This is a genomic window from Actinomycetota bacterium (assembly GCA_019347675.1).
Lineage (GTDB): Bacteria > Actinomycetota > Nitriliruptoria > Nitriliruptorales > JAHWKO01 > JAHWKW01.
In genome coordinates, this window is sequence record JAHWKW010000006.1 from 96,478 (window position 1) to 119,595 (window position 23,118).

Annotated in this window: 23 protein-coding genes; 13 read left to right on the forward strand and 10 right to left on the reverse strand. The window is 71.4% G+C overall.

Annotated elements, in window-relative coordinates; translation table 11 throughout:
• The first annotated feature begins 214 nt into the window (after positions 1–214).
• Positions 215–829, forward strand: a complete 615-nt coding sequence (locus KY462_05435) for a glycosyltransferase (protein ID MBW3577171.1) — start codon at positions 215–217, stop codon at positions 827–829.
• Positions 826–1,947, forward strand: a complete 1,122-nt coding sequence (locus KY462_05440) for a glycoside hydrolase (protein ID MBW3577172.1) — start codon at positions 826–828, stop codon at positions 1,945–1,947. The genes KY462_05435 and KY462_05440 overlap by 4 nt, the downstream gene beginning before the upstream one ends.
• Before the next feature lie 27 nt (positions 1,948–1,974).
• On the opposite strand, the gene KY462_05445 is transcribed toward KY462_05440, so the two are convergent.
• Together KY462_05445 and KY462_05450 are read right to left on the reverse strand one after the other, a co-directional pair.
• Positions 1,975–2,277 carry a DUF4031 domain-containing protein gene (locus KY462_05445; GenBank protein ID MBW3577173.1) on the reverse strand — a complete coding sequence of 101 codons (303 nt, stop codon included), beginning with the start codon at positions 2,275–2,277 and terminating at the stop codon, positions 1,975–1,977.
• A 36-nt stretch (positions 2,278–2,313) separates the two neighbouring features.
• Positions 2,314–2,724: a PPOX class F420-dependent oxidoreductase gene (locus tag KY462_05450; protein MBW3577174.1), complete on the reverse strand. Its 411-nt coding sequence runs from the start codon at positions 2,722–2,724 to the stop codon at positions 2,314–2,316.
• A gap of 196 nt (positions 2,725–2,920) precedes the next feature.
• Between KY462_05450 and KY462_05455 the strand changes: the two genes are divergently transcribed.
• Positions 2,921–3,304, forward strand: a complete 384-nt coding sequence (locus tag KY462_05455; GenBank protein MBW3577175.1) for a 4a-hydroxytetrahydrobiopterin dehydratase — start codon at positions 2,921–2,923, stop codon at positions 3,302–3,304.
• A gap of 116 nt (positions 3,305–3,420) precedes the next feature.
• On the opposite strand, the gene KY462_05460 is transcribed toward KY462_05455, so the two are convergent.
• Positions 3,421–3,768, reverse strand: a complete 348-nt coding sequence (locus KY462_05460; protein MBW3577176.1) for an HIT domain-containing protein — start codon at positions 3,766–3,768, stop codon at positions 3,421–3,423.
• Positions 3,769–3,830: 62 nt separating this feature from the next.
• Between KY462_05460 and KY462_05465 the strand changes: the two genes are divergently transcribed.
• Positions 3,831–4,556 (forward strand): SDR family NAD(P)-dependent oxidoreductase, encoded by a 726-nt coding sequence (locus tag KY462_05465; protein ID MBW3577177.1) that lies wholly within the window; start codon positions 3,831–3,833, stop codon positions 4,554–4,556.
• Between the two features lie 61 nt (positions 4,557–4,617).
• On the opposite strand, the gene KY462_05470 is transcribed toward KY462_05465, so the two are convergent.
• Positions 4,618–7,011, reverse strand: a complete 2,394-nt coding sequence (locus KY462_05470) for a transglycosylase domain-containing protein (GenBank protein MBW3577178.1) — start codon at positions 7,009–7,011, stop codon at positions 4,618–4,620.
• Between the two features lie 135 nt (positions 7,012–7,146).
• Between KY462_05470 and KY462_05475 the strand changes: the two genes are divergently transcribed.
• A complete protein-coding gene (locus KY462_05475; protein MBW3577179.1) occupies positions 7,147–7,701 on the forward strand; it encodes an RDD family protein in 555 nt (184 codons plus the stop codon).
• Here KY462_05475 and KY462_05480 read toward each other — a convergent pair.
• A complete protein-coding gene (locus tag KY462_05480) occupies positions 7,698–9,911 on the reverse strand; it encodes a transglycosylase domain-containing protein (GenBank protein MBW3577180.1) in 2,214 nt (737 codons plus the stop codon). The genes KY462_05475 and KY462_05480 overlap by 4 nt on opposite strands.
• A gap of 133 nt (positions 9,912–10,044) precedes the next feature.
• Between KY462_05480 and KY462_05485 the strand changes: the two genes are divergently transcribed.
• The 5 genes from KY462_05485 (at position 10,045) to KY462_05505 (ending at position 14,741) form a co-directional block, all read left to right on the forward strand.
• The gene (locus tag KY462_05485; GenBank protein MBW3577181.1) at positions 10,045–10,653 is read left to right on the forward strand and encodes a TetR/AcrR family transcriptional regulator; all 609 of its coding nucleotides are present in this window, start codon (positions 10,045–10,047) and stop codon (positions 10,651–10,653) included.
• An 85-nt stretch (positions 10,654–10,738) separates the two neighbouring features.
• Positions 10,739–12,079 carry a hemolysin family protein gene (locus KY462_05490; GenBank protein MBW3577182.1) on the forward strand — a complete coding sequence of 447 codons (1,341 nt, stop codon included), beginning with the start codon at positions 10,739–10,741 and terminating at the stop codon, positions 12,077–12,079.
• The gene (locus KY462_05495; GenBank protein ID MBW3577183.1) at positions 12,076–13,452 is read left to right on the forward strand and encodes a hemolysin family protein; all 1,377 of its coding nucleotides are present in this window, start codon (positions 12,076–12,078) and stop codon (positions 13,450–13,452) included. The genes KY462_05490 and KY462_05495 overlap by 4 nt, the downstream gene beginning before the upstream one ends.
• Positions 13,453–14,034, forward strand: coding sequence for a G/U mismatch-specific DNA glycosylase (gene mug / locus KY462_05500; protein MBW3577184.1), 582 nt, complete (start codon positions 13,453–13,455; stop codon positions 14,032–14,034). It abuts the gene before it with no gap.
• A 5-nt stretch (positions 14,035–14,039) separates the two neighbouring features.
• Complete coding sequence (locus KY462_05505; protein MBW3577185.1) at positions 14,040–14,741, forward strand: haloacid dehalogenase-like hydrolase; 702 nt, start codon at positions 14,040–14,042, stop codon at positions 14,739–14,741.
• 6 nt (positions 14,742–14,747) lie between these two features.
• Here the strand turns inward: KY462_05505 and KY462_05510 are convergent, their stop codons facing one another.
• Together KY462_05510 and ilvD are read right to left on the reverse strand one after the other, a co-directional pair.
• The gene (locus tag KY462_05510) at positions 14,748–15,203 is read right to left on the reverse strand and encodes a hypothetical protein (protein MBW3577186.1); all 456 of its coding nucleotides are present in this window, start codon (positions 15,201–15,203) and stop codon (positions 14,748–14,750) included.
• A 19-nt stretch (positions 15,204–15,222) separates the two neighbouring features.
• On the reverse strand, positions 15,223–16,905 hold the full coding sequence (gene ilvD / locus KY462_05515; GenBank protein ID MBW3577187.1) for a dihydroxy-acid dehydratase: 1,683 nt from the start codon (positions 16,903–16,905) through the stop codon (positions 15,223–15,225).
• A 143-nt stretch (positions 16,906–17,048) separates the two neighbouring features.
• Here ilvD and mtaB point away from each other — a divergent pair, with 143 nt between their 5' ends.
• A complete protein-coding gene (gene mtaB / locus KY462_05520; protein ID MBW3577188.1) occupies positions 17,049–18,431 on the forward strand; it encodes a tRNA (N(6)-L-threonylcarbamoyladenosine(37)-C(2))-methylthiotransferase MtaB in 1,383 nt (460 codons plus the stop codon).
• A 32-nt stretch (positions 18,432–18,463) separates the two neighbouring features.
• On the forward strand, positions 18,464–18,871 hold the full coding sequence (locus KY462_05525) for a PaaI family thioesterase (protein ID MBW3577189.1): 408 nt from the start codon (positions 18,464–18,466) through the stop codon (positions 18,869–18,871).
• 27 nt (positions 18,872–18,898) lie between these two features.
• Here the strand turns inward: KY462_05525 and KY462_05530 are convergent, their stop codons facing one another.
• From KY462_05530 to pruA, 3 genes are all read right to left on the reverse strand, one after another.
• Complete coding sequence (locus tag KY462_05530; protein ID MBW3577190.1) at positions 18,899–19,351, reverse strand: DUF4399 domain-containing protein; 453 nt, start codon at positions 19,349–19,351, stop codon at positions 18,899–18,901.
• An 84-nt stretch (positions 19,352–19,435) separates the two neighbouring features.
• On the reverse strand, positions 19,436–20,143 hold the full coding sequence (locus tag KY462_05535; GenBank protein ID MBW3577191.1) for a haloacid dehalogenase type II: 708 nt from the start codon (positions 20,141–20,143) through the stop codon (positions 19,436–19,438).
• Positions 20,140–21,771, reverse strand: coding sequence for an L-glutamate gamma-semialdehyde dehydrogenase (gene pruA / locus KY462_05540; GenBank protein ID MBW3577192.1), 1,632 nt, complete (start codon positions 21,769–21,771; stop codon positions 20,140–20,142). The genes KY462_05535 and pruA overlap by 4 nt, the downstream gene beginning before the upstream one ends.
• 168 nt (positions 21,772–21,939) lie before the next feature.
• On the opposite strand from pruA, the gene KY462_05545 reads away from it, so the two are divergent.
• The gene (locus KY462_05545; GenBank protein MBW3577193.1) at positions 21,940–22,920 is read left to right on the forward strand and encodes an ROK family protein; all 981 of its coding nucleotides are present in this window, start codon (positions 21,940–21,942) and stop codon (positions 22,918–22,920) included.
• Positions 22,921–23,118: the final 198 nt, after the last annotated feature.

Genomic DNA, 23,118 nt, shown 5'->3' on the forward strand with positions numbered 1-23,118 from the left:
GGCACGTCGCGGCCGTCCGAACGGTCCCAGCCAGCGGCGACCGCCTCCCGGCCGTCGGCACATACTCGCAGCGGTGGGTCGTCCCGTCTCTCTGCATGGAGGAAGTGATCATGCGCGTCGACATCGTGATCCCGGCCGACAACGAGGAGGATCGCATCGGCGGGACGCTCGAGCAGTACCGGAACAGCTCGACGACGCTGACTTCAGGTTCCTCGTGGCGCTCGACGGCTGCACCGATGGGACGGCCGACGCCGTGGCCCGTCACCGCGACCGGGACGCACGCGTCGTTCTGCTCGACCTGCCGAAGCTGGGGAAGGGTGGTGTCATCCAGGAGGGGTTCGGCTACTGCGACGGTGCGTTCGTGGGATTCGTGGACGCCGACGCGGCGACACCTCCCGAGGAGTTCGCTGCCTACTTCGCGATCGCGCTCCCGGCGGTCGGCGCGGCGGGCGCCGGGGTGGACACCGTCGGTGCGTTCTCGCTGATGGTCGCCAACTTCTCGGTCCACGTGCGTGCGTTGGTGGCCAACCTCCTCAGACGCCCGTCGGGGTTCACCGTGACACCGAAGGAGGGGGAGGCCGGCCCGCAACCCCGAGCCGTGTGGCCGGCACTGGCGCTGATCGCTGTCCTGACCGGCACGTCGGTGTACGGCCTGATCGTGGAGCGCAGCCCAGCGACGTTGAACAACGTCGCGTTCGCTGCCCTGCACGTCGCCGTCCTGACCCGCGGAGTGCTCCCGGCGTTGCGACCGCCGCGCCCGGCGCTGCTCGAGACGACCGTCGCCGCTGACTTGGTCTCCGGTGAGGCGGTCGCCGGCGAGGCGCGATGAGCCGGGCGCGCATCGCCACGGCGGTCGCTGCTGTGCTGGTCGTTGTCGGGGTCGCGATCATGGTGGTGCGGATGGTCCCGGACGGGCTCGAGTCAGACCAACCGCTGGAGCCGGCGGAGGCCCGGCGACTCGCGGAGGAGGCTGCCAACCGTTTCTTCACCGACTACGTCACCGACGACGGGCGGGTGGTCCGCCGCGACCAGGGCGGCGACACCGTCAGCGAGGGCCAGGCCTACGCGATGCTCCTCGCGGTCGCGCTGGACGACGCCGACCGCTTCGCGTCGGTCTGGGACTGGACCCGCGAGAACCTGCAACGCGACGACGGGCTGCTGTCGTTCCGCTGGGAGGGCGGGGCGGTGGTCGGCGAGGACGCCGCGAGCGACGCCGACCTGGACGCGGCTCGCGCGTTGGTCCTCGCGGCTGACCGCTTCGGCGAGCCGCGGTACCGCGACGACGCCCGCCGTCTGGCCGAGGGCATCGTGGCGCACGAGACGGTCTCAGTGGCAGGGGAGCCCGTCCTGGGGCCGGGGCCCTGGGCGACCGGCGCGCCACCGTGGTGGGTGAACGTGAGCTACCTCGACCCGCGCGGGTTCGCCACGCTGGCAGGTGCGATCGGCGACCCCGTGTGGGAGGGCATGCGCAGCTCGAGCTACGGGCTGGTGGATCAGGCCACCGGCGGTCAGCGGCCGTCCCTGCCGGCGAACTGGTCACGACTCGACGCGTCCGTCCAGCTGCGACCGTCAGGGCCACCCGACGACCCTCAGGCCCTCCCCGTCTACGGCTTCGAATCGGTCCGGGTCCCGATCCGCTTCGGCGCCGACTGCGACCAGCGCGGACGTCGCCTGGCGGGGCGGATGTGGCCGTTCCTCCGTGATCAGGTCGGTGACCGGCTCGCGCCCGAGTATCGGCTCAACGGGACCCCGGCCGCCGAAGGCAGGCATCCGGTCGCCTTCGTGGCCGCCGCCGGGGCGGCGCACGGCGCCGGTGAGCGGGGCGGCGCTGGGTGGCTGCTCGAACGCGCCGAGGAGGTGCAAGGCGACCAGCCCAGCTACTACGGAGCCGCGTGGATCGCGCTGGGACGGATCCTTTTGACCACCGACCTGCTGGATGAGTGCTGATCGGCGAGCGCGCGGGCGGTGTCGCCGTCACCCCCGGCCGGTCTCGGCCACCTGCGCGCGGCGCTCGGCGATCAGCCGTCCCATCTCGCGCCGGGTGAGCTCCCTGGCCCCCAGGCGCACCGCTCGCCTCCGCTGGTCGGGTGTCAGGTCGTAGTGCCACGTGACCGGGTCGTCCTGGAACCAGCTGCGGCGCACGCCGAGCTGTTGCGCGAAGGCGTGCAGCTCCTCACGGGTGTCAGCCGTAAGGTGACACCACTCGGTGCCGACGCGACGCAGCCGCGCCCCGACGCGCGTCCCGTAGTCGCGCATGTCGTCCACGTACACCGTCACGCCGATCCGTTCCATCGCCGTCGGGACGCGACTCGCTCAGCCAGAAACCTCCGGGCCGGCAGCCTCGATCGCGATGCGCAGCAGAACCCGCCGTTGCTCGCGCATGGCTTGGCGGTACTCGTCCCAGTCGTCGTGCTCGCCGCGGACGCGGCGGTAGTAGTCGACCAGCAGCTCGAGCGCGTCCGGCAACCGAACGATGTCGGCGGTCCCGTCGATGCGGACCCACGGCCCGTAGAAACGCTCGGTGAAGACGCACAGCGACACCCGCGGGTCGCGCTCCAGGTTGGTGGCCTTCACGGCCGTCTCGCGTGTCGAGACGATCGCTCGCCCGTCCCCGTCGACGCCGGCCACGACCGGTGAGAGCTGCGGAGAGCCGTCTCGTCGGTAGGTGTGCATGACCGCCCGGTGATGTTCCCGGACGAACGCTCGCGCCTCGTCGCTGTCCACAGGTCCAGGCTCCTTGAGCGGGCGGCCACGCCCACCACTCAAGCAGGCCGTCGCGCCGGCGCCACTGCCAGCCAGGCGAGCAGGCCAGTGCACGGCCGGTGTCACGAGGCGGCTCGAGCTGCCCGACCCACCAGCCACGCCCGGCGATCGGTGCGCGATGATGACGTGGAGGTGGCGGTCTGCTTCGATGCGGACCATGGAGCCACTGAGCGACCCACAGATCGACGAGGCCCTCTCCGACCTCCCCGGCTGGGAGTACGACGGCGAAGCCATCAGCAAGACCTACGGGCTGGCGTCGTTCCGTGAGGCGGTCGACTTCGTCAACGACATCGCCGACCTCGCCGAGGAGGCGAACCACCACCCCGACCTCGAGATCTACTACGACGAGGTGGTCGTGTCGCTGCGGACCCACAGCCTCGACGCGGTCACCGACAACGACGTCCGGATGGCGGCCGAGGTCGAGAACCTGGTGACCGAGGTCGAGGAGGACGACTTCGACGACCTCGACGAGGACGACGACCTCGACGATGACGTGAATGACGTGGACGAGTTCGACGACGACTTCGACGACGGGATCTAAAGGAGCGGGATATGAAAGAGCGCGATCCCGCCCGGCGTTGACCGTCCGGTCTAGGTGTGGTCTAGGTGGGGTCTAGGTGCGGTCTAGGTGAGGTCTAGGTGCGGTCTAGGTGAGGTCTAGGTGCCGTCCACGTGGCCGAGCTGCTTGCCTCCGACCACGTGGAAGTGCAGGTGCGGGATCGCCTGGCCTCCGCGCGTGCCGATGTTGGTCGCGATGCGGTAGCCGTCGGCGATGCCCTCCTGCTCCGCGACCCGGCGCGCCATCCCGAATGCTGCCGAAAGCTGATCGATGTGCTCATCCCCGAGTTCGTGGGCCGACGCGATGTGCTGGCGGGTCGTGACCAGGACGTGCACCGGCGCGCGTGGGAACTTGTCGCGGAAGGCCACGACATGTTCATCCTGGGCGACCATGTCGGCGTCCTCGTCGCCAGCGACGATCCGGCAGAACACGCACTCGGCGGTCATCGGGGCTCCTCGCTCCTCGGCCCGCGACCGTAGTGGTCCAGGCGTGAAGTAGGCTGGATCGTATGGGTACCACGTTGATCTGGATCTCGGGGGCATCGAGCGGGATCGGTCGGGGACTGGCGCAGACGGTCCCGTGGGACGACGCACGCATCATCGACATCAGCCGGTCGGGGGCGGAGGGTCTCGAGCACGTCGCTGCGGACCTCATGACCGCAGAAGGGTGGGACGCCGCAGCCGCCTCCTTCCACCGTGAGCTTGACGACTTCGACGGGGAACGTGCCGTGTTCGTGCACTGCTCGGGGACGCTCACCCCGATCGGGTTCGCGGGGGAGGTCGATCACGACGCCTACGGCCGTCAGGTGCTGTTGAACAGCGCGTCGCCGCAGATCCTCGGCGACGCGTTCGTCGCCGCGGCTCGGGACCTCGACGTTGACGGCCACCTGGTGATGATCACATCCGGTGCGGCCACCAGCGTGTACGAGGGATGGTCGGCGTACGGTCCCGGGAAGGCTGCGGTCGACCACTGGGTCCGCACGGTCGGTGCGGAGCGCGAGCGCCGCGGGTCTCGGCTGCGTGTCATCTCCGTCGCCCCCGGGACGGTCGCCACCGCGATGCAGGCAGAGATCCGCGACACGCCTGAACGTGACTTTCCCAACGTCGGGAAGTTCATCGATCTGCACGAGTCCGGCGACCTGGTCGCTCCGGAGGACGCAGCCCGCGGGATCTGGTCGCTGCTGGACCGGGACCTGGACAACGGCGCGGTGGTCGACCTGCGCGACCTGGGCTGACGGCCGGCGGCGCGACGGTCGCCGTGTGGCGATCGCTCGGTCGCCGTTCGGATGCTCCCGTCTAGCCTCCGGTCGTCGCGGTCGCCGTCGGCGTCGGTGACGTGGTCGTTGACGGGGTCGGGGACGGCGACGGGGATGGCGACGGGGAGCTGGTCTGGGTCCCACCGCCGCCACCGCCCACACCGGCACCTTCCTCGCCCGGCAGGATCGAGTCGTTGTTCTGTGACGTGTCCGTTGGAGTCGGACTCGCCGTCTGCGTCCGGGTCGGCGTCGGTGAGGGGCTCTGCGTCCGGGTGGGCGTGGGACTCGGTGTCGGCGACCGAGTAGGTGACGGTGACGGGCTCGGTGACGGTGACGGGCTGGGTGACGGTGACGGGCTGGGTGACGGTGACGGGCACTCCTGGCCGGGTGCCAGCGCCGTCTGGAAGGACCCGCCTTCAGTGTCGGGGCACTCGACCGGTTGCGGGGTCGGAGAGTCCTCGTCCGGTGACGGGCCCGGCTCGGGTTCCCCGCCCACACCTGTCAGCGCTGAGTAGTCGGGCTCGGGGAAGCCCACGACCTCGAGTCCCTCGACGGCCTGTGCCATGTACTGGCCCCAGGTCGCCGCCGGGTAGCTGCCTCCGGTGAGCTCCACCTGCAGTTGGCGGTTCTCGACGTTGCCGAACCACACCGCGGTCGCCAACTGGGGGACGTACCCGACGAACCAGCCGTCCCGGCCGTCCGTGGTGGTTCCGGTCTTCCCCGCGGCCGGGCGGCCGATCGCTGCGCGCGTCCCGGTCCCCGAGCGGATGTTGTCCTGCAGGATGTCGCTGATGACGTACGCCACGTTGGCCGGGATCGCGCCGTCGTGCCGTGGCTCGGAGTCGATGATCACCCGCCCGTCACCATCCTCGACACGGCGCACCATCCGAGGCACCGCATGCACCCCTCCGGCGGCGAACGTCGCGTACCCCTCCGCCATGCTGAGCACGCTCACGTCGGCGCTGCCGAGAATCAGCGACGGGTGCGTGTGGAGCCACTCCGCCGGGATGCCCGCTCTGGCGGCCATGTCCTTCACGGCCGCCGAGCCCACCTCCTTCGCGAGCTGCACGAACACGGTGTTGGTCGAGGTGAGCGTCGCCTGGCGGACGGTCTGGCGCCCGAAGCCCTGGTGGGCGAAGTTGCGCACCCGGTAGGGGTCGTAGCCCTCGAAGTCCATCGTGATCTGCGCGGGTGCGGGGAACGTCGACCGGTCGGGGTGGTTGCCGGCGGCGACGAAGGCGGCCAGGCCGAACGGCTTGAACGCCGACCCGGGCTGGTTGCCCTGGTTCTCACCGGTGCTGGGGCTCGCGACCGCGGCGTTGAACGGTTGGACGCCGATGTCGGGCCCGCCGACGAGAGCGCGGATCCCGCCGTTCTCCGGGTCGATCGACACGATCGCGCCCGACACGGGCGGTCCGCCGCCGGTCTCCTGGTTGAACTGTGCGATGTTCTCAGTGAGCACCGCCTGAGCGGCGCTCTGCATCGCCGCGTCCATCTCGGTGTGGACGACCAGGCCACGGTAGACGGCCTCTTCCCCGCCGAGGACCTGTGTCAGTTCCTGTCGCAGCGCCTCGAGGTAGTAGGCGGCCGGTCCGCGATCGACGGTCTGTCGGGCGGTCGTCTCCGGTAGGCCCTCGCCCGTGATCTGCTCGGCCTCCGCCTGCGACAACCACCCTTCGGTGACCATGCCGTCGAGGACGTAGCGGCGGCGGCGGTCGGCGCCGACGGGGTCGTCCGCGGGGTCCAGCCGCTCGGGAGCCTGGATCATCCCGGCGAGCGTGGCGGCCTGGTTGACCGTGAGGTCGGTGGCGGGGCGTGCGAAGTAGGTTTCGGCCGCGGACTGGATCCCGTACGCCCCCCGCCCGAAGTAGATCGTGTTGAGGTAGAACTCCAGGATCTGATCCTTGGAGTACTGCCGCTCCATCTTGACGGCGAGGACCGCTTCGTTGGCTTTGCGCCAGAACGTCCGCTCCGGTGACAGGGCCGCGTTCTTGATGTACTGCTGGGTGATCGTGGAGCCGCCCTCCTCGATCTCGCCGGCACGGACGTTGGTGAACAGTGCGCGGAGTGTGGCCGTGATCGAGATCGGGCCGTGCTCGTAGAACCCCCGGTCCTCCGCTGCCATCGCCGCGTGCGGGACGTGCTCGGGCAGCTCGCCGAGGTCGACGTCCTCCCGGGCGGCGGTGGGGGACAGGGAACCGACCTCGCGCCCCTCGCGGTCAACGACCTTGGTCGCGGTGGCGGCGACGTCCTCGGGGAGGGGGACCGCGGCGAACAGGTAGGCGAAGAGGAAGAACAGCGCGAGGATGCCCAGCAGCGCGGGGATCGTGAGGATGTACACGGCGGGTTGGCGGTACCAGGCCTGCCCCGGTTGCCACAGCGCGCGGTACCAGGGCCGCCCGGTGGTCCGGTCCGGCGACGTTGTGCGTGCCATGGCCAGATACTCCCCGTGTACGGCTGGTCGCGCCACGTTGTGTCACCGGCCGGTCGGACGCATCGCCAAGCGGTGTCGGCTTGGCCCGGGCCGAGGTTACGGTGTTGCGCGCGGCCTCAACGCGGAGGGCGGCGCATGAACGCGCGGTCAGCAGCTGCCGGCGGTGCTCCAGACGGCAGGTGGGAACCCGCCGACGTCGGACGTCGCGTCGGTGCGGACGTGATCGACTTCGTGGTTCTGCTCACCCTCGGCCTCGTCGTCACGGTGATCTTGCGGATCGTCGGTCTCAACATGGCAGAGACCGCCGTGGGTGGCGCTGGAGGTGTCAGCACGCTGGCGGGGCTCGGGGTCACCATCATCACCCTCGTCGCCCACCTCGTCGTCCACCTGGGGTACTGGCTGTACACGGAGGGCTCGCGTGCCCGTTCGATCGGGAAGATGGTGATGAACCTCAAGGTCGTCCGCCCCGACGGGTCGCCGATCGACCATGCCGACGCGTTCAGGCGGCGCATCATCTTCTACCTGCCGTGGTTGATGGCCTGGATCCCGTGGTTCCCGATCGACGTGCTCGTCCTGATCGCCTCGCTGGGACTGCTCCTCGCGGGACTGATCAGCTACCTCGTCAACGACCCCGACCACCGCGGCTTCCACGACCGCTTCGCTGGCACGGTGGTGATCCAGGCCGGCTAGCCGTCTCCACGCGGGCGCCCCGCCGTCCGGCTGGGGGCGTTTTTCGTCTCACGCTGCACCCGATCGATGGTGCGTAGCCCGGTCAGCTCGGGCGTGGGGAAGTCATCGGTCGGTTGCCCGTCGAGGGCCGCCGACATGAACGCCGCCCACGTCTCAGCCGGGAGCGCCCCGCCGGTCATGCGGTCCATCGGGGTGTTGTCGAGGTTGCCGTACCACACGACCGTCACGAGCTCGGGGACGTACCCGGCGAACCAGGCGTCACGGTGCTCGTCGGTGGTCCCCGTCTTCCCCGCAGCCGGCCGGTTGAGGTCCGCTGCCTTGCCGGTGCCCGACTCCACCACCCGTGTCAGCACGTCGGTGACGACCTGTGCCGTGCGCACCCCCATGGCCCGGGTGTGTCGCGGCTCGTCGCGACGGACGACCGTGCCGTCGTGTGCGACCACCTGTCGGATCAGACGGGGTTCGGTCAGCACGCCACCGCCGGCCATCGTCGCGTACCCGGTGGCCAACTCCAGCGGAGAGATGCTTCCGACGCCGAGCGTGATGGTCGGCACCGCCGGGAGCTCACTGCGGATCCCGGCGCGGCGGGCGACGTCAACGACCGCTTCGGGACCGACCGTCGCCACCATCTGCATGTAGACCGTGTTGGTCGAGGTGGTGGTGGCTTCGCGCACGGTCTGGACGCCGTAGCCGGCTCGGCCATAGTTCGTCACCGTCACATCCGGACCGGGGACTTCGACGTCGATCTCGCGCGGCGCGCGGAACCGCGAGGACGGCGCGTACCCCGCTTCGACGAACGCGGCGAGCGTGAACGGCTTGAACGCCGACCCTGCGGGCCGTCGCGACTCGACTGCGGTGTTGAGCGGCTGCCTGACGTAGTCGGGCCCACCCACCATCGCACGAACCCCGCCGTCCCGCGGGTCGATCGCGACGAGCGCGCCGGAGTCGGCTCGTCCGTCGAGATGGTCGGCGATGACCTGATCCGCGAGTCGTTGCAGGTCCAGGTCCATCTCGACCTCGACCCGGTAGCCGGTGAACGGAGCGTCCTCGCCGAGCTCCGCCGCGAGCTGCTCCCGAACCGCGTCCAGGTAGTAGGGCCCGACGTCGTGGGCGACGGCGTTGCCGCCGAAGGCGCTGGGCACGCCTGCGGCGATGGCGTCGTCGGCCGCGGCAGCCCGCAGCCAACCCTTGGCGGCCATGCCTCGCAGCGTGGACACCCGACGCACGTTCAGCGTGTGGGGCGCTCCCGCCGGGTCCAGCTGCTCGGGCTGGGCGATCATCGCAGCCAGGGTCGCAGCCTGGTTGACGTCGAGCTGCGTGGCGGGCACGCCGAAGTAGGTCCGCGCCGCGGCGCCGATGCCGTACGCGCCCCGCCCCCAGTAGATCGTGTCGAGATAGCGCTGGAGGATCGTGTCCTTGTCGAGCTGACGTTCCAACTTCAGCGAGATCAGAGCTTCTTCGACCTTCTTGCTCAACCCGGGCCGCAGTTCACCTGTCAGCAGACCGACGTACTGCTGGGTGATGGTGGACCCACCCTGCTCCACGGTGCCTGCGGTGAGGTTCGCCCACAGCGCCCGGAGGCTCCCACGGATCGAGATCCCGCGGTGCCGACGGAATGTTCGGTCCTCGGCCGCCAGGACGGCGTGTACCACGTGCGCAGGGAGCTCGTCGACCGCCACGGGGTCGTGTGCCTGGGCGCGGAGCGAGCCGAGTTCGCGCCCTTCGGCGTCGACCACGACGGTGGGGAGCGCACCCGCCGCAGGCGGGACCTGCGCCCCGGCATAGGCGACCGCCAAGGTCACCAAGGCGGCGAGGCTGACGATGGCGCTCGCGAGGACGGAACCGCTGGCCAGACGCCGGACGGCCGGACCTCTCACGGTGCGGTGGAGGCGGTCGACCGCGAGGATCAGCCACGCCGCAGCGATCACCGCCGCGGTGCGCAGGCCCTGGCGGATCCGCGAGGCCGCGGCACGGCTGCGATCCGCGGCGCGCCGGCCAGCCTTGGCCGCGCCGCGCGCCGCCACGCGTCCCAGGCGGGGGGCCAGCGCTCGTTCGGCACGCAGCCACAGTCGCAGGGTCGCGATGATCAGCTGCAGGCGGGCCGTGAGCGGCGCCAGGCGGGCGGACAGCCCGTCCCACCCGTGGCGGAGTTCCTCGCCGAGCGCTCTCGGCCGTCGAGGGGGCCGTCGGGGCGGGGAGCGGTCGGTCACCGTCGCTCCTCACGTCCGCCCGCACCGCTCCAGTGTGAGACCCGGCAAGGCGACGCGGCCGGAACCACCCGTCCGACGGGACGGGAAGCCGGGCCGGCCCACTAGCGTTCGCCGCGGTGAGACGGGAGGACACGTGGCGCGCTACCGGGCCGGCCTGGAGACGAGGGAGCGCATCCTGGACGCCACCCGCGCACTGCTGGGTGAGGTCGGGTTGGAAGGCACGACGCTGAAGGCGATCTGCGAGCGCGCCGAGGTGGGAGCCGGCAGCTTCTACAACCTGTTCGCCTCCAAGGAGGAGGTGGTGCTCTCGGTCGTCCGTGAGGCGATCACGGCGGTCGACGCCGCCCATGACGCGGGTGTCCGCGAACGCGAGAGCGTCGAGGACCTCGTCGACGCCTACCTCGGGTTCATCACCGGACAGCCGGACCTCGCCCGGATCTACCTCCAGGCCGCCGTGGCATGGGGTCTGTCCGACCGGGCACTGGCCGTGCGGTTCACCCGTCACCAGGACCAGCGCGTCCAGCGCCTGGCCGCGGCCCTGCGCCGCGAGCAACCCGGTGTGCGGCCGGGGGACGCACTGCTGCGCGCCCAGCTCCTCCTGGCCGCCTTGAACGGTTTGACCGTGAACTGGCTGCTGGACCCAAGCTTCGCGCTCGATCTGCACCGCGGGTTGCTGCTGCGCGCGGTGCGGGCGGGTTCCTGCGTCGGTGAAGCCCGCGGAGCTCGGGTCGGCGGGTCCTGACCCGCCAGGAACCGCTCGCTAGCCTCGACGACGTGGACGCCGACGAGCCCAGTCCGCATACAGGCCGGGTGGCCGGTGCACTCCCATGAGCCTCGTCCCCGGTCTCCTGCTCGTCGCAGCCCTGGTCGTGGCGTCCGGCTTCTTCGTCGCCGCGGAGTTCGCGATGGTCGCCGGCCGCCGGGCGACGATCGACGACCTCGCCGCACAGGGCAGCCGCCGCGCCCGCGCCGCGGCCGCGGAGATGCGCCGCCTGTCGTTCATGCTGTCGGGGGCGCAGCTGGGCATCACGGTCACCACGTTGGTGCTCGGGTACGTCTCGGAGTCGGCGTTCGCTCCGATCCTGCGCCCCGCGATCGCGGGGTTGGGTGTGCCCCAGGGCAGCGTGCGCGGCATCTCCTTGGTCGTGGCGCTGGTCGTCTCGACCGTCCTGTCGATGGTGGTCGCCGAGCTCGCCCCCAAGAACCTCGCGATCGCGCGCCCCGAGACCACCGCGCTGGCGGTCGCTATCCCGATGCGGATCTACTCGCTGGTGCTCGGCCCGGTGATCCGCCTGTTCGACGGTGCGGCGAACGCTGTCACACGGCTCCTCGGTCACCAACCCCAGGAGGAGCTCCTCGCCGGGTACGACGCCGACGAGCTGGCTCTGATCATCGAGGCGTCCCGCGAGGAAGGCCAACTCGACGAGGAGAAGGCAGCGCTGCTGCTCCGCGCGGTCGAGCTCGGTGAGCGGCGCGCGACCGAGGTGATGGTGCCGCGACCGGACGTGGTCTGGCTGCGTGCCGGCGATCCACTCGATGCGCTGCGGCGCGCGGCCAGAGACACCGGCCACTCGCGCTTCCCGGTGCAGGGCCAGCACGAGGACGACGTGGTCGGGACCGTCCACATCAAGGACCTGCTCGACGTGCCGGCGCAGCGTGCGGGCACGGCGACGATCGACGACATCATGTACGAGCCGCTGATCGTCCCCGAAAGCCACATGCTGCGTCGCCTGCTGGCTGACCTGCGACAGCACCGGCGCACGTTCGCGGTCGTGGTCGACGAGTACGGCGGGGTCGCGGGGATCGTCACGCTCGAGGACGTGCTGGAGGAGCTCGTCGGCGAGATCGAGGACGAGTTCGATCCCAGCACCTCCCCGGTGCTGCGCCGTGTGGGCGTCGGCCGTTACGTGGTGCCCGGTCGCATGCGGGTCGACCGGTTGGAGGACGTGCTCGACACCGACATCGAACAGGGCGACTTCGAGACCGTCGCCGGGTTGGTCCTGGCGCGGCTGGGCCACATCCCCCAGGTCGGGGAGTGGGTCGAACACGACGGTTGGCGCCTGATGGTGATCGGCGTGGACGGCAACCGTGTCTCCGAGATCCTCCTGGAGCGGATGCACGAACGCGGCCCGTCCGTCGGTCGCCCGGCGTCGGGCGACCAGCGGTGACGCCGGGGTCGCTCGCAGCCGAAGGGCCGCTGGCGGTGCAGGTCCCCGTCCCGGTCGCGGTGGCGATCGCCGTGCTGCTGCTGGCGGCCAACGCCTTCTTCGTCGCGGCGGAGATCGCGCTCCTGGCGGCCCGCCGCACCCGGGTCGAGGAGCTCGCCGCCGAAGGCGACCGCCGCGCACAGCTGGCCGCCGCCGCGCTCCGCGAGCTGTCGATCACCTTCTCCGGCGCTCAGCTGGGCATCACCATGGCGTCGCTGGGGCTCGGCGCGGTCGCCGAACCGGCCGCCGCCCGGCTGCTGGAGCGGGCGTTGGCGCTGACGACGATCCCTGCCGGGCTCCGTCCCGCGCTCGCGATCGTGGTGGGTCTGTCGATCGTGGTGTTCCTGCACATGGTCGTCGGCGAGATGGCCCCAAAGAACATCGCGCTGGCCAGCGCCGAGACGGTCGCGCTCCGGCTCGCACCCGCCTTCCGGGTGTTCGTCGTGGTGTTCCGCCCGATCATCACGGCGCTGAACGCCACCGCGAACGTGTTGCTCCGCGTGGTCGGTGTGGAACCGCGGGACGAGATGGGGCTGGTGCACACGCCCGATGAGATCGCGTTGCTGCTCCGCGAATCCAACCGTGAGGGCATGCTGCAGCCGCAGGACGCTCGGGTACTGGCCGCGGCGCTGTCGCTCAACCGCATCGACGCCAGGGCCGCCATGACCCCCCGCGTGGACCTGCACGCCGTTCCCGCCACCGCCGGCGCCCACGACGTGCTCAGCCTGGCGCGTGAGACGGGGTTCACGCGCTTGCCCGTCTACCACGACGACATCGACGACGTGGTCGGGATCGTGCACGTCAAGGACGTCCTGATCCGCGACGCTGACGAGCTCGTTGACCTGTCCGTGGCCGACATCCTCCGCCCGATCTCCGCCGTCCCCGAGAGCCGGGACCTGGAACGCCTGCTGCGCGACATGCGGGGCGGGCGGTCCCACGCCGTCCTGGTCCTCGACGAGTTCGGCGGGACGGCGGGGCTTGTGACCCTCGAGGACATCCTCGAGGAGCTGGTCGGCGACATCGAGGACGAGTTCGACCCGATGATCCGCCACGAGTCGGTGCGCCAGCTCGGGCCGGACCGTTGGCTGGTTCCCGGCACGTTGCGCCGCGACGAGCTGACGGAGCACACGGGCCTGGCCCTCGCCGAAGGGGAATCCGAAACCGTCTCCGGTCACCTCACCGAACGGCTGGGCCGCCTGCTTCAACCCGGCGACGTGGTGGAGGAAGACGGTTGGATCCTGCGGGTGCGCTCGCTGGATGGGCGCCGGGCGGGGGACGTGGAGGTGGTCGCACCCCACGGGCGAGGCCACGACGGCGCCCCGGTGGGCGCCTGAGTGGGCTTCCGCCGCGAGGAGCTCGAGTCGTTCCGTGACGAGACCGTGCCCGACCTCGTCGGCGATCACGTCCGGCTGCTGTTCGTGGGGATCAACCCGGGCCTGTGGACGGCCGCGACCGGAGCCCACTTCGCGCACCCGGCCAACCGATTCTACAAGGCGCTGTACCTCGGCGGGATCCTCGACCGACCGCTCGACGCCAGCGACGGGTACGACGACGCTGCGGTGCAGGCCCTGACCTGCAAGGGGATCGCGATCACCAACCTCGTGGACCGCGCCACCGTCCGGGCGAGCGAACTCGGTCGGGAGGAACTGCGCCAGGGCAGAGACCTGATCGAGGACAAGGCGCGCGGCTGGGATCCGGTGGTCGTGGCGGTCGTCGGGGTCACCGCGTACCGGACGGCGTTCGGGCGGCGGGACGCCGACGTCGGCCGTCAGGACGACAAGCTCGGTGACGCGCAGCTGTGGGTGCTGCCCAACCCCAGCGGGCTGAACGCGCACTACCAGGTCGACCAGCTGGCGCGGCTGTACCGGGCAGCCGCCGAGGACGCGGGGCTGGACCTGGGCCCCTTGCGGTCGTGAACGCCGTGGGCTCGCCGAGGCTGGTCCTGTTCGACGTGGACGGGACGCTGGTCGACACGCCCGGCACCCGAGAGGCGTTCGCGGTGGTCATGGACCGCATCGGAGCCTGCAACGTCGACGTGCACGGGTTCCCGATGACCGGGAAGACCGACCCGCAGATCGCACGGGAGCTGCTGGCTGCGGCCGGGATCCACCCCGGGGAGACCGAACGGCTCCTACCGCGGCTGCTGGGCGACTTCGCCCGGGAACTCGCGTCACTCGAGCCGATGATCCGTGCGCGGGGGCGGGTCCTCGTCGGCGCGGACCCGCTGCTGCGGCGGCTGGCCGACATCGACACCGTGGTCGCATCGGTCCTGACCGGGAACCTGGAGGGTAACGCGCGGGTCAAGCTCGACGCGCTCGGTCTGGCTCGTGCCCTGGACCTCGCGGTCGGGGCGTACGGCAGCGACCATCACGACCGCCGCGAGCTCGTCCCGGTCGCGTTGCGCAAGCTGCATCGCCTGCGCGGCGTCCGCCTCACGTCGGCCAACGTGTGGGTGGTGGGCGACAGCCCCCGGGACCTGGCCTGCGCCCGCGCGACCGACGCGCGGTGCCTCCTGGTCGCCACCAACAAGCACGCCCTCGACCAGCTGGCCGCCCTGGAGCCCGACGCGGCGGTCGCCGACCTGCGTGACGTCGACGCGGTGGTGGAGCTGCTGACCTCCTAGACCGTCCTAGACGCCGAACCCGGGGATACCCGGCGGCGCAGGAGGCTCACGGACCTGCTCGACCGCTTCCTGCAGCGGGCGGAGGAACGGCAGGGCGTGCGGGTCGAGTGGCTCGGGGTCGACGAACTCGCCGAGGCCCCCGTCCGCGAACGGCGCGGCGGTGACGTGGGGCGCGGCGCCGTGCGCCCCGTAGACGACCACCACCACGTCGGTGCCGTCGGCCAGCTCGGCTTCGGCCACGAACCCGTAGGCGGGGGTGGAGGTGGCCAGCACCTCGTCACGCGCCACGGCGCGCAGGACCGCTGTCCTGTCCGCGTCGTCATCGGGGAGATCCGGGAGGCGCATGACGCGGGTCGCCGACGGCCCGGGCAGCACCACGGCGGCCGGCAGCGGACGGTCGGCGCGCGTGACCAGGTCGCGGGCCGCTTCCTCGCACACCCAGCGCAGCTCGTCGATCCGCACGCGTGTGTCGCCTCCCGCCTCACACGCTGGTGGGAGCTCCCTCGGAAGCCGATCGCACCGTCCGGGCGTACTTGGCCAGCACCCCCCGCGTGTAGCGCGGTTCGAGCGGCTCCCACCGCTCCCGGCGGCGCGCCAGCTCTGCCGCGTCGACGTGCAGGTCCATGGTGCGGCTGGGCACGTCGATGGTGATCCGGTCGCCGTTGTCGACCAGCGCGATCGGTCCGCCGTCGGCCGCCTCGGGCGCGACGTGGCCGATGCAGAACCCGTGCGTGGCGCCGCTGAACCGTCCGTCGGTGACCAGCGCGACGGAGGTGCCCAGCCCGGCGCCCTTGACCGCGGCGGTGACAGCCAGCATCTCGCGCATCCCCGGGCCACCCTTGGGGCCCTCCCAACGGATCACGATCACCTCGCCCTCACCGATGCTCCCGGTCAGGACCGCCTCCATGGCACCCTGCTCGTCGTCGAACACCCGGGCTGTGCCCTCGAAGCGGTGCTGCTGGGGCGGGATCCCGGCCACCTTGACCACCGCCCCGTCCGGGGCCAGCGACCCACGGAGGATCGCCAGGCCACCGTCGGCGTGGATCGGGTCCGACACGCGGCGGACCACCTGCCCATCGGGCGCCGGCGGATCGAGCTCTCGCAGGTTGTCCTCGACGGTCCGCCCGGTCACCGTCAGCGCGTCACCGTGCAACAGCCCCGATCCGAGCAGCTCACGCATCACCACCGGGACCCCACCGATGCGGTCCAGGTCGGTCATCACGAACCGCCCCGCCGGCTTGGTGTCAGCGATGTGTGGGACCCGCCGCCCGATCCGGTCGAAGTCGTCGAGGGTGAAGTCCACCTCCGCCTCGCGGGCGATCGCCAGCAGGTGCAGGACCGCGTTGGTCGAACCACCGACGGCCATCACGACGCTGAGGGCGTTCTCCAAGGCCGCGCGGGTGACGATGTCCCGGGCGCGGATCCCGGCCTCGAGGAGCGCGACGACGGCCGCGCCGGAGCGGCGCGCCAGGTCGTCACGGCGAGGGTCAGGCGCGGGCGGAGACGCCGACCCCGGGAGGCACATCCCCAGCCCCTCGATCGCCGACGCCATCGTGTTGGCCGTGAACATCCCCGCGCAGGACCCCTCACCGGGGCAGGCGTTGTGCTCGATCGCGTCGAGCTCGTCGTCGGACATGGCGCCGCGCCCGTGCGCCCCGACCGCCTCGAACACGTCCTGGATGGTGATGTCGCGGCCGTGCAGCTGCCCGGGGAGGATCGAGCCGCCGTAGAGGAACACGGTGGGGACGTTCAGTCGCACACCGGCCATCACCATCCCCGGGAGCGACTTGTCGCACCCGGCGAAGGTCACCATGCCGTCGAGGCGTTCCGCGTGCATCACCGTCTCGACCGAGTCGGCGATCACCTCGCGCGACACCAGCGACGCACGCATGCCCTCGTGACCCATGGCGATCCCGTCCGAGACGGCGACCGTGACGAACTCGATCGGGAACCCGCCCGCGTCGCGGATGCCCTCCTTGGCCTGCTTGGCGAGCCGGTCCAGCGGCAGGTTGCACGGGGTCACCTCGTTCCAGGATGACGCCACACCGACCTGGGGCTTGCCGAAGTCCTCGTCGGTCATCCCCACCGCGCGGAGCATCGCCCGGGCCGGCGCTCGTCGGGACCCCTCGGTCACCTCACGGCTGCGGTGGCGTGGATCGGCCATGACGTCCTCCCGTCCCCGAGGTCACGCGTGACCACTCCGAGGTTGGCGCATCACACCACAGGCGGGCCCTCGGCGCGACCGCACATCCCGCTGGCTCGCGAACCGGCGGCGCCGGGGGACGCCCCGGTAGCATCCCCGGTGCCATGCCCCGATCCCTTCCTCTGGTCGCCACCACGGACGACCGTGCCAACGACCCCGCCCAGTGGTCGCCGGGGGAGGAGGGCCACAGCCACGGTGTGGCGTTCTCCACGGTCGGCTGCCGCCTCAACCAGGCCGAGACCGAGGAGGCCCTGGCGTCACTGGTCGCGCGCGGCTACCGGCTCGACGAGGACGGCGCTGTGCGACTGGTGGTCGTCAACACCTGCGCGGTGACCCGCGAGTCGACCGCGACGTCGCGCAAGCTGATCCGCCGGGCGGTGGCCCGCCACCCGGATGCCACGATCGTGGTCACCGGCTGTTACGCCACCGCCGAACCGGACGCGGTCGACGCGATCGACGGCGTCGACCTGATCGTCACCAACGCCGACAAGGAACGGCTTGCGGACGTGGTGTTCGCCCGCGAGCCGGCGTTGGCCCCCACACCGGCTCGCGAAGCGCTGGTCGACGCAGGGCCCGAGGATGCCACCAGGCGGCTGCACACCCGGGTCTCGATCCGGGTGCAGACCGGGTGCGACGTCCACTGCGCCTTCTGCATCATCCCGACCACCCGTGGGCCGCTGCGGTCGCGGGACGCCGGCGAGGTGATCGGTGACGTCCGCCGTCGCGTCGCCGACGGTGTCCGCGAGGCGGTCCTGACCGGGGTGCACCTGGGCAAGTACGGTCACGACCTCGGCGACGGCGAGGGCCTGGCGCACCTGGTCGAGCGAATCCTGATCGAGGTCGACGGCCTGGAGCGGCTGCGCCTGTCGTCCGTGCTGCCGCTGGAGGTCACCCCCACCCTGGTCGCGGTCATGGCGGGCGACCCGCGCGTGTGCCGCCACCTGCACGTCCCGCTGCAGAGTGGGTCCGACGCGATCCTCGCCGCGATGGGACGTGGCTACGACGTCGCAACCTTCCGTCAGCGGGTGGACCACGCCCGCGCGGCGCTCGAGCACGTCGGCCTGTCGACCGACGTGATCGTCGGCTTCCCCGGCGAGACCCGCACCGACTTCGACGCAACCGTGGCGACGGTCGCGGAGGTGGGGTTCGCCAAGCTGCACGTGTTCCGCTACTCGCCCCGCCCGGGGACCCGCAGCGCCGACACCATGCGCGACGACGTCCCCTCCCAGGAGAAGAAGGCCCGCTCCCGGGAGCTGATCGCGCTCGGGGAGCGCCTGCGCGACCGGTTCCATGCCTCGCTGATCGGCACCGAGCTGGACGTGGTCGTCGAGATCGACCGGGGCGACGGCTGGTTGCAGGGCACCGCCGGCAACTACGTCAAGGTCGCGTTCCGCGGCACTCCAGCGCTGATCGAGGACGTGGTCCGGGTCCGGCTGACGGGGCTGCGCGGGGCGATCGCTCAGGGTGAGCTGGTGGGTCCGGCGTGACGGCCGCGGAACCGGACGACGTGGTCGCGTCGCTGCTCGACCGCGACAACGTCGGGTCGCTGCTGGGCCTGCAGTACGTCGAGGTGGGCCCCGACCGGGTCGTGGCCGCGATCGAGGCGGGCGAGCGCCACCACCAGCCCCACGGCGTCGTGCACGGCGGGGTGTACGCGGCCGTCGCGGAGAGCCTGGCCGGCGTGGCGGGGACGGTCTGGGTCCGCCACAACCTCGACGACGACATCGTGGTGGTCGGCGTGTCCAACACCACCGACTTCTTCCGGCCGCACCGCGACGGCCGGTTACAGGCGGTGGCGGAGCCGGTGCACCGCGGCCGCAGCCAGCAGGTGTGGCAGGTCTGGTTCACACGGGCGGATCAGGCGCTCGTCGCCCGTGGGCAGGTCCGCTTGTACCACGTCCAGGCCGCCCGCCTGCCCCGGACGTGACGCGCCCCGCCCGGTCACGGGTGGCGGTCACTCTCCCGCGGGCTTCTGGACGGTGACGATCATCTCGTCGGTGGCATCGAGGGCGACGTGCTCGACGGTGGCCACCTGCAGGCACAGGGTGTGTTGGCCGGGGGGCAGCTCCAGCGAGGTGGTGCTCACCCCGTCCGAGACGTGAACGTGCTCGGCGTCGCTCGGGATGACCTCCCCGGGGGTGACGCAACCCACGTCGATCATGATGTCGAAGTGGCCGGCACCTCGGTTGTGCTCGTCGGCGGCCGCGATCCTGATGCCGTCCGCCTGCATCTCCACCTTGATGGGGCTCTTGAGGCCGAGCGACGCGGTGATCTGGCCGGTCGCCTCGACGGTCCCGGCGACGGGCGATCCTGGAGCGCCTTGCTCCTGGCCCTGCCCGCAGGCGGTGAGGACCACGATCGCAGCGAAGGCCACGACGATCGGCCGGGCGTGTCTGCATCGACTCATGGTCGCGGCCTCGTCCATCGCCGGCATGTTCAGATGCACGCAGGATAGGCGCTAGCAGGAGGTCGGGGGACTGGCCGGGGGGGACTAGGTCGCCGGCGGGAGCGCCAGGAGACCGTCGATGGCCTCGTTGAGGCTGCGGGCTGTGATGTCCGCGTCGTGCATCGGAGGCACGGGGCGACCCTCGAGCCGCGACACCCACGCCGCGGTGAGCCCGGCCCGTTTCGCGCCGTGCACGTCCCAGGAGTGCACCGCGACCATGGCGCAGTCCGCCGGCGCCAGCCGCAGCTCCTGCGCCGCGAAGCGGTACGGCTCGGCGCGCGGTTTCCACGCGCCTGCCTCCGCAGCCGCGAAGCAGCGCTCCACCAGCCCCTCCAGGCCGTGGCGGCGCAGCAGCGTGCGGGTGATGTCGGCGCTGCCGTTGGTCAGCGTCGCGATCCGCGTTCCGGCCTCCTTCAGCCGCTGCAACGCCGGGGCGACGTCCTGGTGGGCGTCCAGCTCCTCGAAGGCGCCCAGCACCTGTTCCAGCGTCGCCTCGTCGTGCTCCAGGCCGAAGGAACGCGTGATCCGGCCCAGGTGGTACAGGCCGAGGTCGGAGAACGTGGCGAAGTCCGCCGTCGCCGCCAGCGCGAACCCGTCGGACAGCGTTCGTGCGAACCACAAGTCCAACGCCGAGCCGGGCAGGCCGATCGCCTCGAAAGCGTCGCCGACGTGATCCAGGGCGAACAGCGTCTCGTTGACGTCGAACACGACCGCGACGGGACGTCTCGCGCCGCGATCGCCGGGTGCGCTCACTCCTGACCCATGTGCGGGTAGGCGTGGTCGGTCGGCGGGACGAACGTCTCCTTGAGCGCGCGCGGGCTGACCCACCGCTGCAGGTTCGTCTTCGAACCGGCCTTGTCGTTGGTGCCCGAGGACCGCGCCCCGCCGAACGGCTGCTGGCCGACGACCGCGCCGGTGGGCTTGTCGTTGATGTAGAAGTTCCCGGCGGCGTAGCGCAGGCGTTGGCTGGCCTCGAGGATCGCGCCGCGGTCGGTCGCGAACACTGAACCGGTCAGCGCGTACGGCGAGGTGGTGTCGACCAGGTCGAGCGCCCATTCCCACGCGCTGTCGTCGTACACGAAGACGGTCAGGATCGGGCCGAACAGCTCCTGGCTCATCGTGCGGTAGTACGGGTCGCTGGTGGTCAGGATCGTGGGTTCGACGAACCAGCCCTCGCCGTCGTCGGCGCCGCCGCCGACCAGGATCCCCACGTCGGCCTCGTGGCGGGCCTCCTCGATGGCGGCGCGGTGCTTGGCGAACGCGCTGCGGTCGATCACCGCACCCATGAAGTTGCGGAAGTCGGTGATGTCGCCCATCGCCAGAGAACGGGTGACGTCAACCAGGCGGTCGCGGACCGCCGCCCACGTCGACGCCGGCAGGTAGGCGCGGGAGGCGGCCGAGCACTTCTGGCCCTGGTACTCGAACGCCCCGCGCGTCAGCGCGGTCACGAGCGCGTCCGTCTCCGCCGAGGCGTGCGCCACCACGAAGTCCTTCCCTCCGCTCTCGCCGACGATGCGGGGGAAGTTGCGGTAGCTGCGGACGTTGCCGCCGATCTTCCGCCACAGCGCCTGCAGCACCGTGGCCGACCCGGTGAAATGGAGCCCGGCGAACTCGGGGTGGTCGAAGCACACGTCCGACACCAGCTTCCCGTCGCCGTGGACCAGGTTGATCACGCCGTCGGGCAGGCCCGCCACCTGCAGCAGCCGCATGAAGAAGTGCGCCGAGAAAGCCTGCTTCTCGGACGGCTTCCACACCACGGTGTTGCCCATCAGGGCCGGAGCGATGGGCAGGTTCCCCGCGATCGACGTGAAGTTGAACGGGGTCATCGCCAGGACGAACCCCTCCAGCGGGCGGTGGTCGACCCGGTTCCAGACCCCTGGGCTGCTCAGGGGCTGTTCGGCCAGGATCTCGGCGGCGAACGCCACGTTGAAGCGGAGAAAGTCGATCAGCTCGCACGCCGAATCGATCTCAGCCTGGTAGATGGTCTTCGACTGGCCGAGCATGGTCGCCGCGTTGAGGGTGTCGCGCCACGGGCCGGCGAGCAGCTCGGCGGCGCGGAGCAGCACCGCGGCGCGCTCCTCGAACGGCAGCACGGCCCAGTCCTCCTTGGCGTACAAGGCGGCTTCGATCGCGGCGTTGACCTGGTCGAGGCCGGCCGCGTGCACCGTCGCGAGGTGCAGGCCTCGGTCGTGGGGGGCGCGGACCTCGAACGTCGATCCGGTGGTCACCTCCCGTCCGGCGATCACGCAGGGCGCCTCGACGGTCTCCTTGCGCAGTGCGGAGAGCCGTTCCTTCAAGCTCGCCTTCTCGACCGAGCCTGGGGCGTAGTCGCGTACCGGCTCGTTGGTGGGCGGTGGCGGGACGGTACGTGCGTCGAGCAAGGGCTCCTCCGCGCTCGCTTGAACCTGATGCTAGGGGACCCGGCCCGCTGGTAGCCGATGGGGTCGTCGACACCGCGATCACCGCGCCAGAACAGCCGGCTCGTCGACCGCATGGCAGCGCGCTTGCGGCTGTACGCTGGACCTCCTGGAGGGGCGGAGGATCGATCGGTGGCAACGCTCGGCGTGGACATCGGGGGCAGGTGGATGCACACCGTCGTCCTCGACGAGGGCGATGAGGTCATCGGCACCGCCCGCATGCGGACCCCGACCACCGGTGACCGCACCGCGGTCGTCGAGGTGATCGTCGCCAGCGTCCACGAGGCGGCCGACCGGGCGGGGGTGGCGACCGACGAGCTGTCTGGGATCGGCGTGGGCTCGCCCGGCGTGGTGACCGACGGGACGGTGGGCCAGGCGGTCAACGTCCCGGGGTGGACCGAGCGCTTCCGCCTGTCGGAGATGCTCAGCCAACAGTTCGCCCCACCGATCCGCATCCTGAACGACGTCACGGCCGTGGCGGTCGGAGAGCACCGCCTGGGTGCGGGCCGGGGCGCCCAGCACCTGATCATGGTGTGGGTCGGGACGGGCGTCGGCGGGGGGCTGATCCTCGACGGCAAGCTGTACGAGGGCGCGTTCGGGGCCGCCGGGGAGTTCGGCCACACGGTCGTCGAGCGCGGCGGCGCGGTCTGCCCGTGCGGCCGGCGCGGCTGCGTCGAGGCCTACATCGGTCGCCGCGCGATGGAGCATGCCGCCCGCCGGGCTCTCGACGAGGGTCGGCACACGTCGCTGTTCCGCATCGCCGACGAGCTCGGCAGCGACCGGTTGACCTCCCAGGTGTTCAAGGAGGCGTACGACCGCGGGGATCCGGTGGCGGCCGACCTGCTCGACTGGGGCGCCGAGGCCCTGGCGAAGGGCATCGCGTCGGCGGTCAACCTCCTCGACGTCGAACGCGTCGTGATCGGTGGCGGGCTCGCCGATCGCCTCGGGCGGCTGTTCATCACCAAGGTCGAGTCGGCTGCCCGGCCCGCGCTGTTCCTGCAACCGGCCCGGGTCGAGATCGTGTCGGCCGCGCTGGGTGATGCCAGCGGGGCGATCGGGGCGGCACTGGTTGCCCGGGACGCGGAGGGTGGCGGCGAACCCGGCGACGCCTGACCGCAACCGGCAACCCCCATCCTCGAGCCGCCCTCGAACACCCCTGGAGCCCCGGTCGGGAAGGAGACCGCGTGAGCGACGCTCCGCAGGAGCGGCGCGAGAGGAGCTGTCTTCGGTCTCCTAAGACCGCGACGGAGGTGTACCCGTGAGCGACGCTCTGCAGGAGCGGCGCGAGAGGAGCTGTCTTGGGTCTCCTAA

Excerpts from the sequence above, each read along its gene's own strand:
- KY462_05470 (MBW3577178.1), bottom strand. The coding sequence starts at position 7,011 with ATGGCACGCACAACGTCGCCGGACCGGACCACCGGGCGGCCCTGGTAC.
- KY462_05490 (MBW3577182.1), top strand. The coding sequence starts at position 10,739 with ATGAGCCTCGTCCCCGGTCTCCTGCTCGTCGCAGCCCTGGTCGTGGCG.
- ilvD (MBW3577187.1), bottom strand. The coding sequence starts at position 16,905 with ATGGCCGATCCACGCCACCGCAGCCGTGAGGTGACCGAGGGGTCCCGA.
- KY462_05475 (MBW3577179.1), top strand. The coding sequence starts at position 7,147 with ATGAACGCGCGGTCAGCAGCTGCCGGCGGTGCTCCAGACGGCAGGTGG.
- KY462_05465 (MBW3577177.1), top strand. The coding sequence starts at position 3,831 with ATGGGTACCACGTTGATCTGGATCTCGGGGGCATCGAGCGGGATCGGT.
- mtaB (MBW3577188.1), top strand. The coding sequence starts at position 17,049 with ATGCCCCGATCCCTTCCTCTGGTCGCCACCACGGACGACCGTGCCAAC.
- KY462_05530 (MBW3577190.1), bottom strand. The coding sequence starts at position 19,351 with ATGAGTCGATGCAGACACGCCCGGCCGATCGTCGTGGCCTTCGCTGCG.
- KY462_05455 (MBW3577175.1), top strand. The coding sequence starts at position 2,921 with ATGGAGCCACTGAGCGACCCACAGATCGACGAGGCCCTCTCCGACCTC.
- KY462_05440 (MBW3577172.1), top strand. The coding sequence starts at position 826 with ATGAGCCGGGCGCGCATCGCCACGGCGGTCGCTGCTGTGCTGGTCGTT.
- KY462_05460 (MBW3577176.1), bottom strand. The coding sequence starts at position 3,768 with ATGACCGCCGAGTGCGTGTTCTGCCGGATCGTCGCTGGCGACGAGGAC.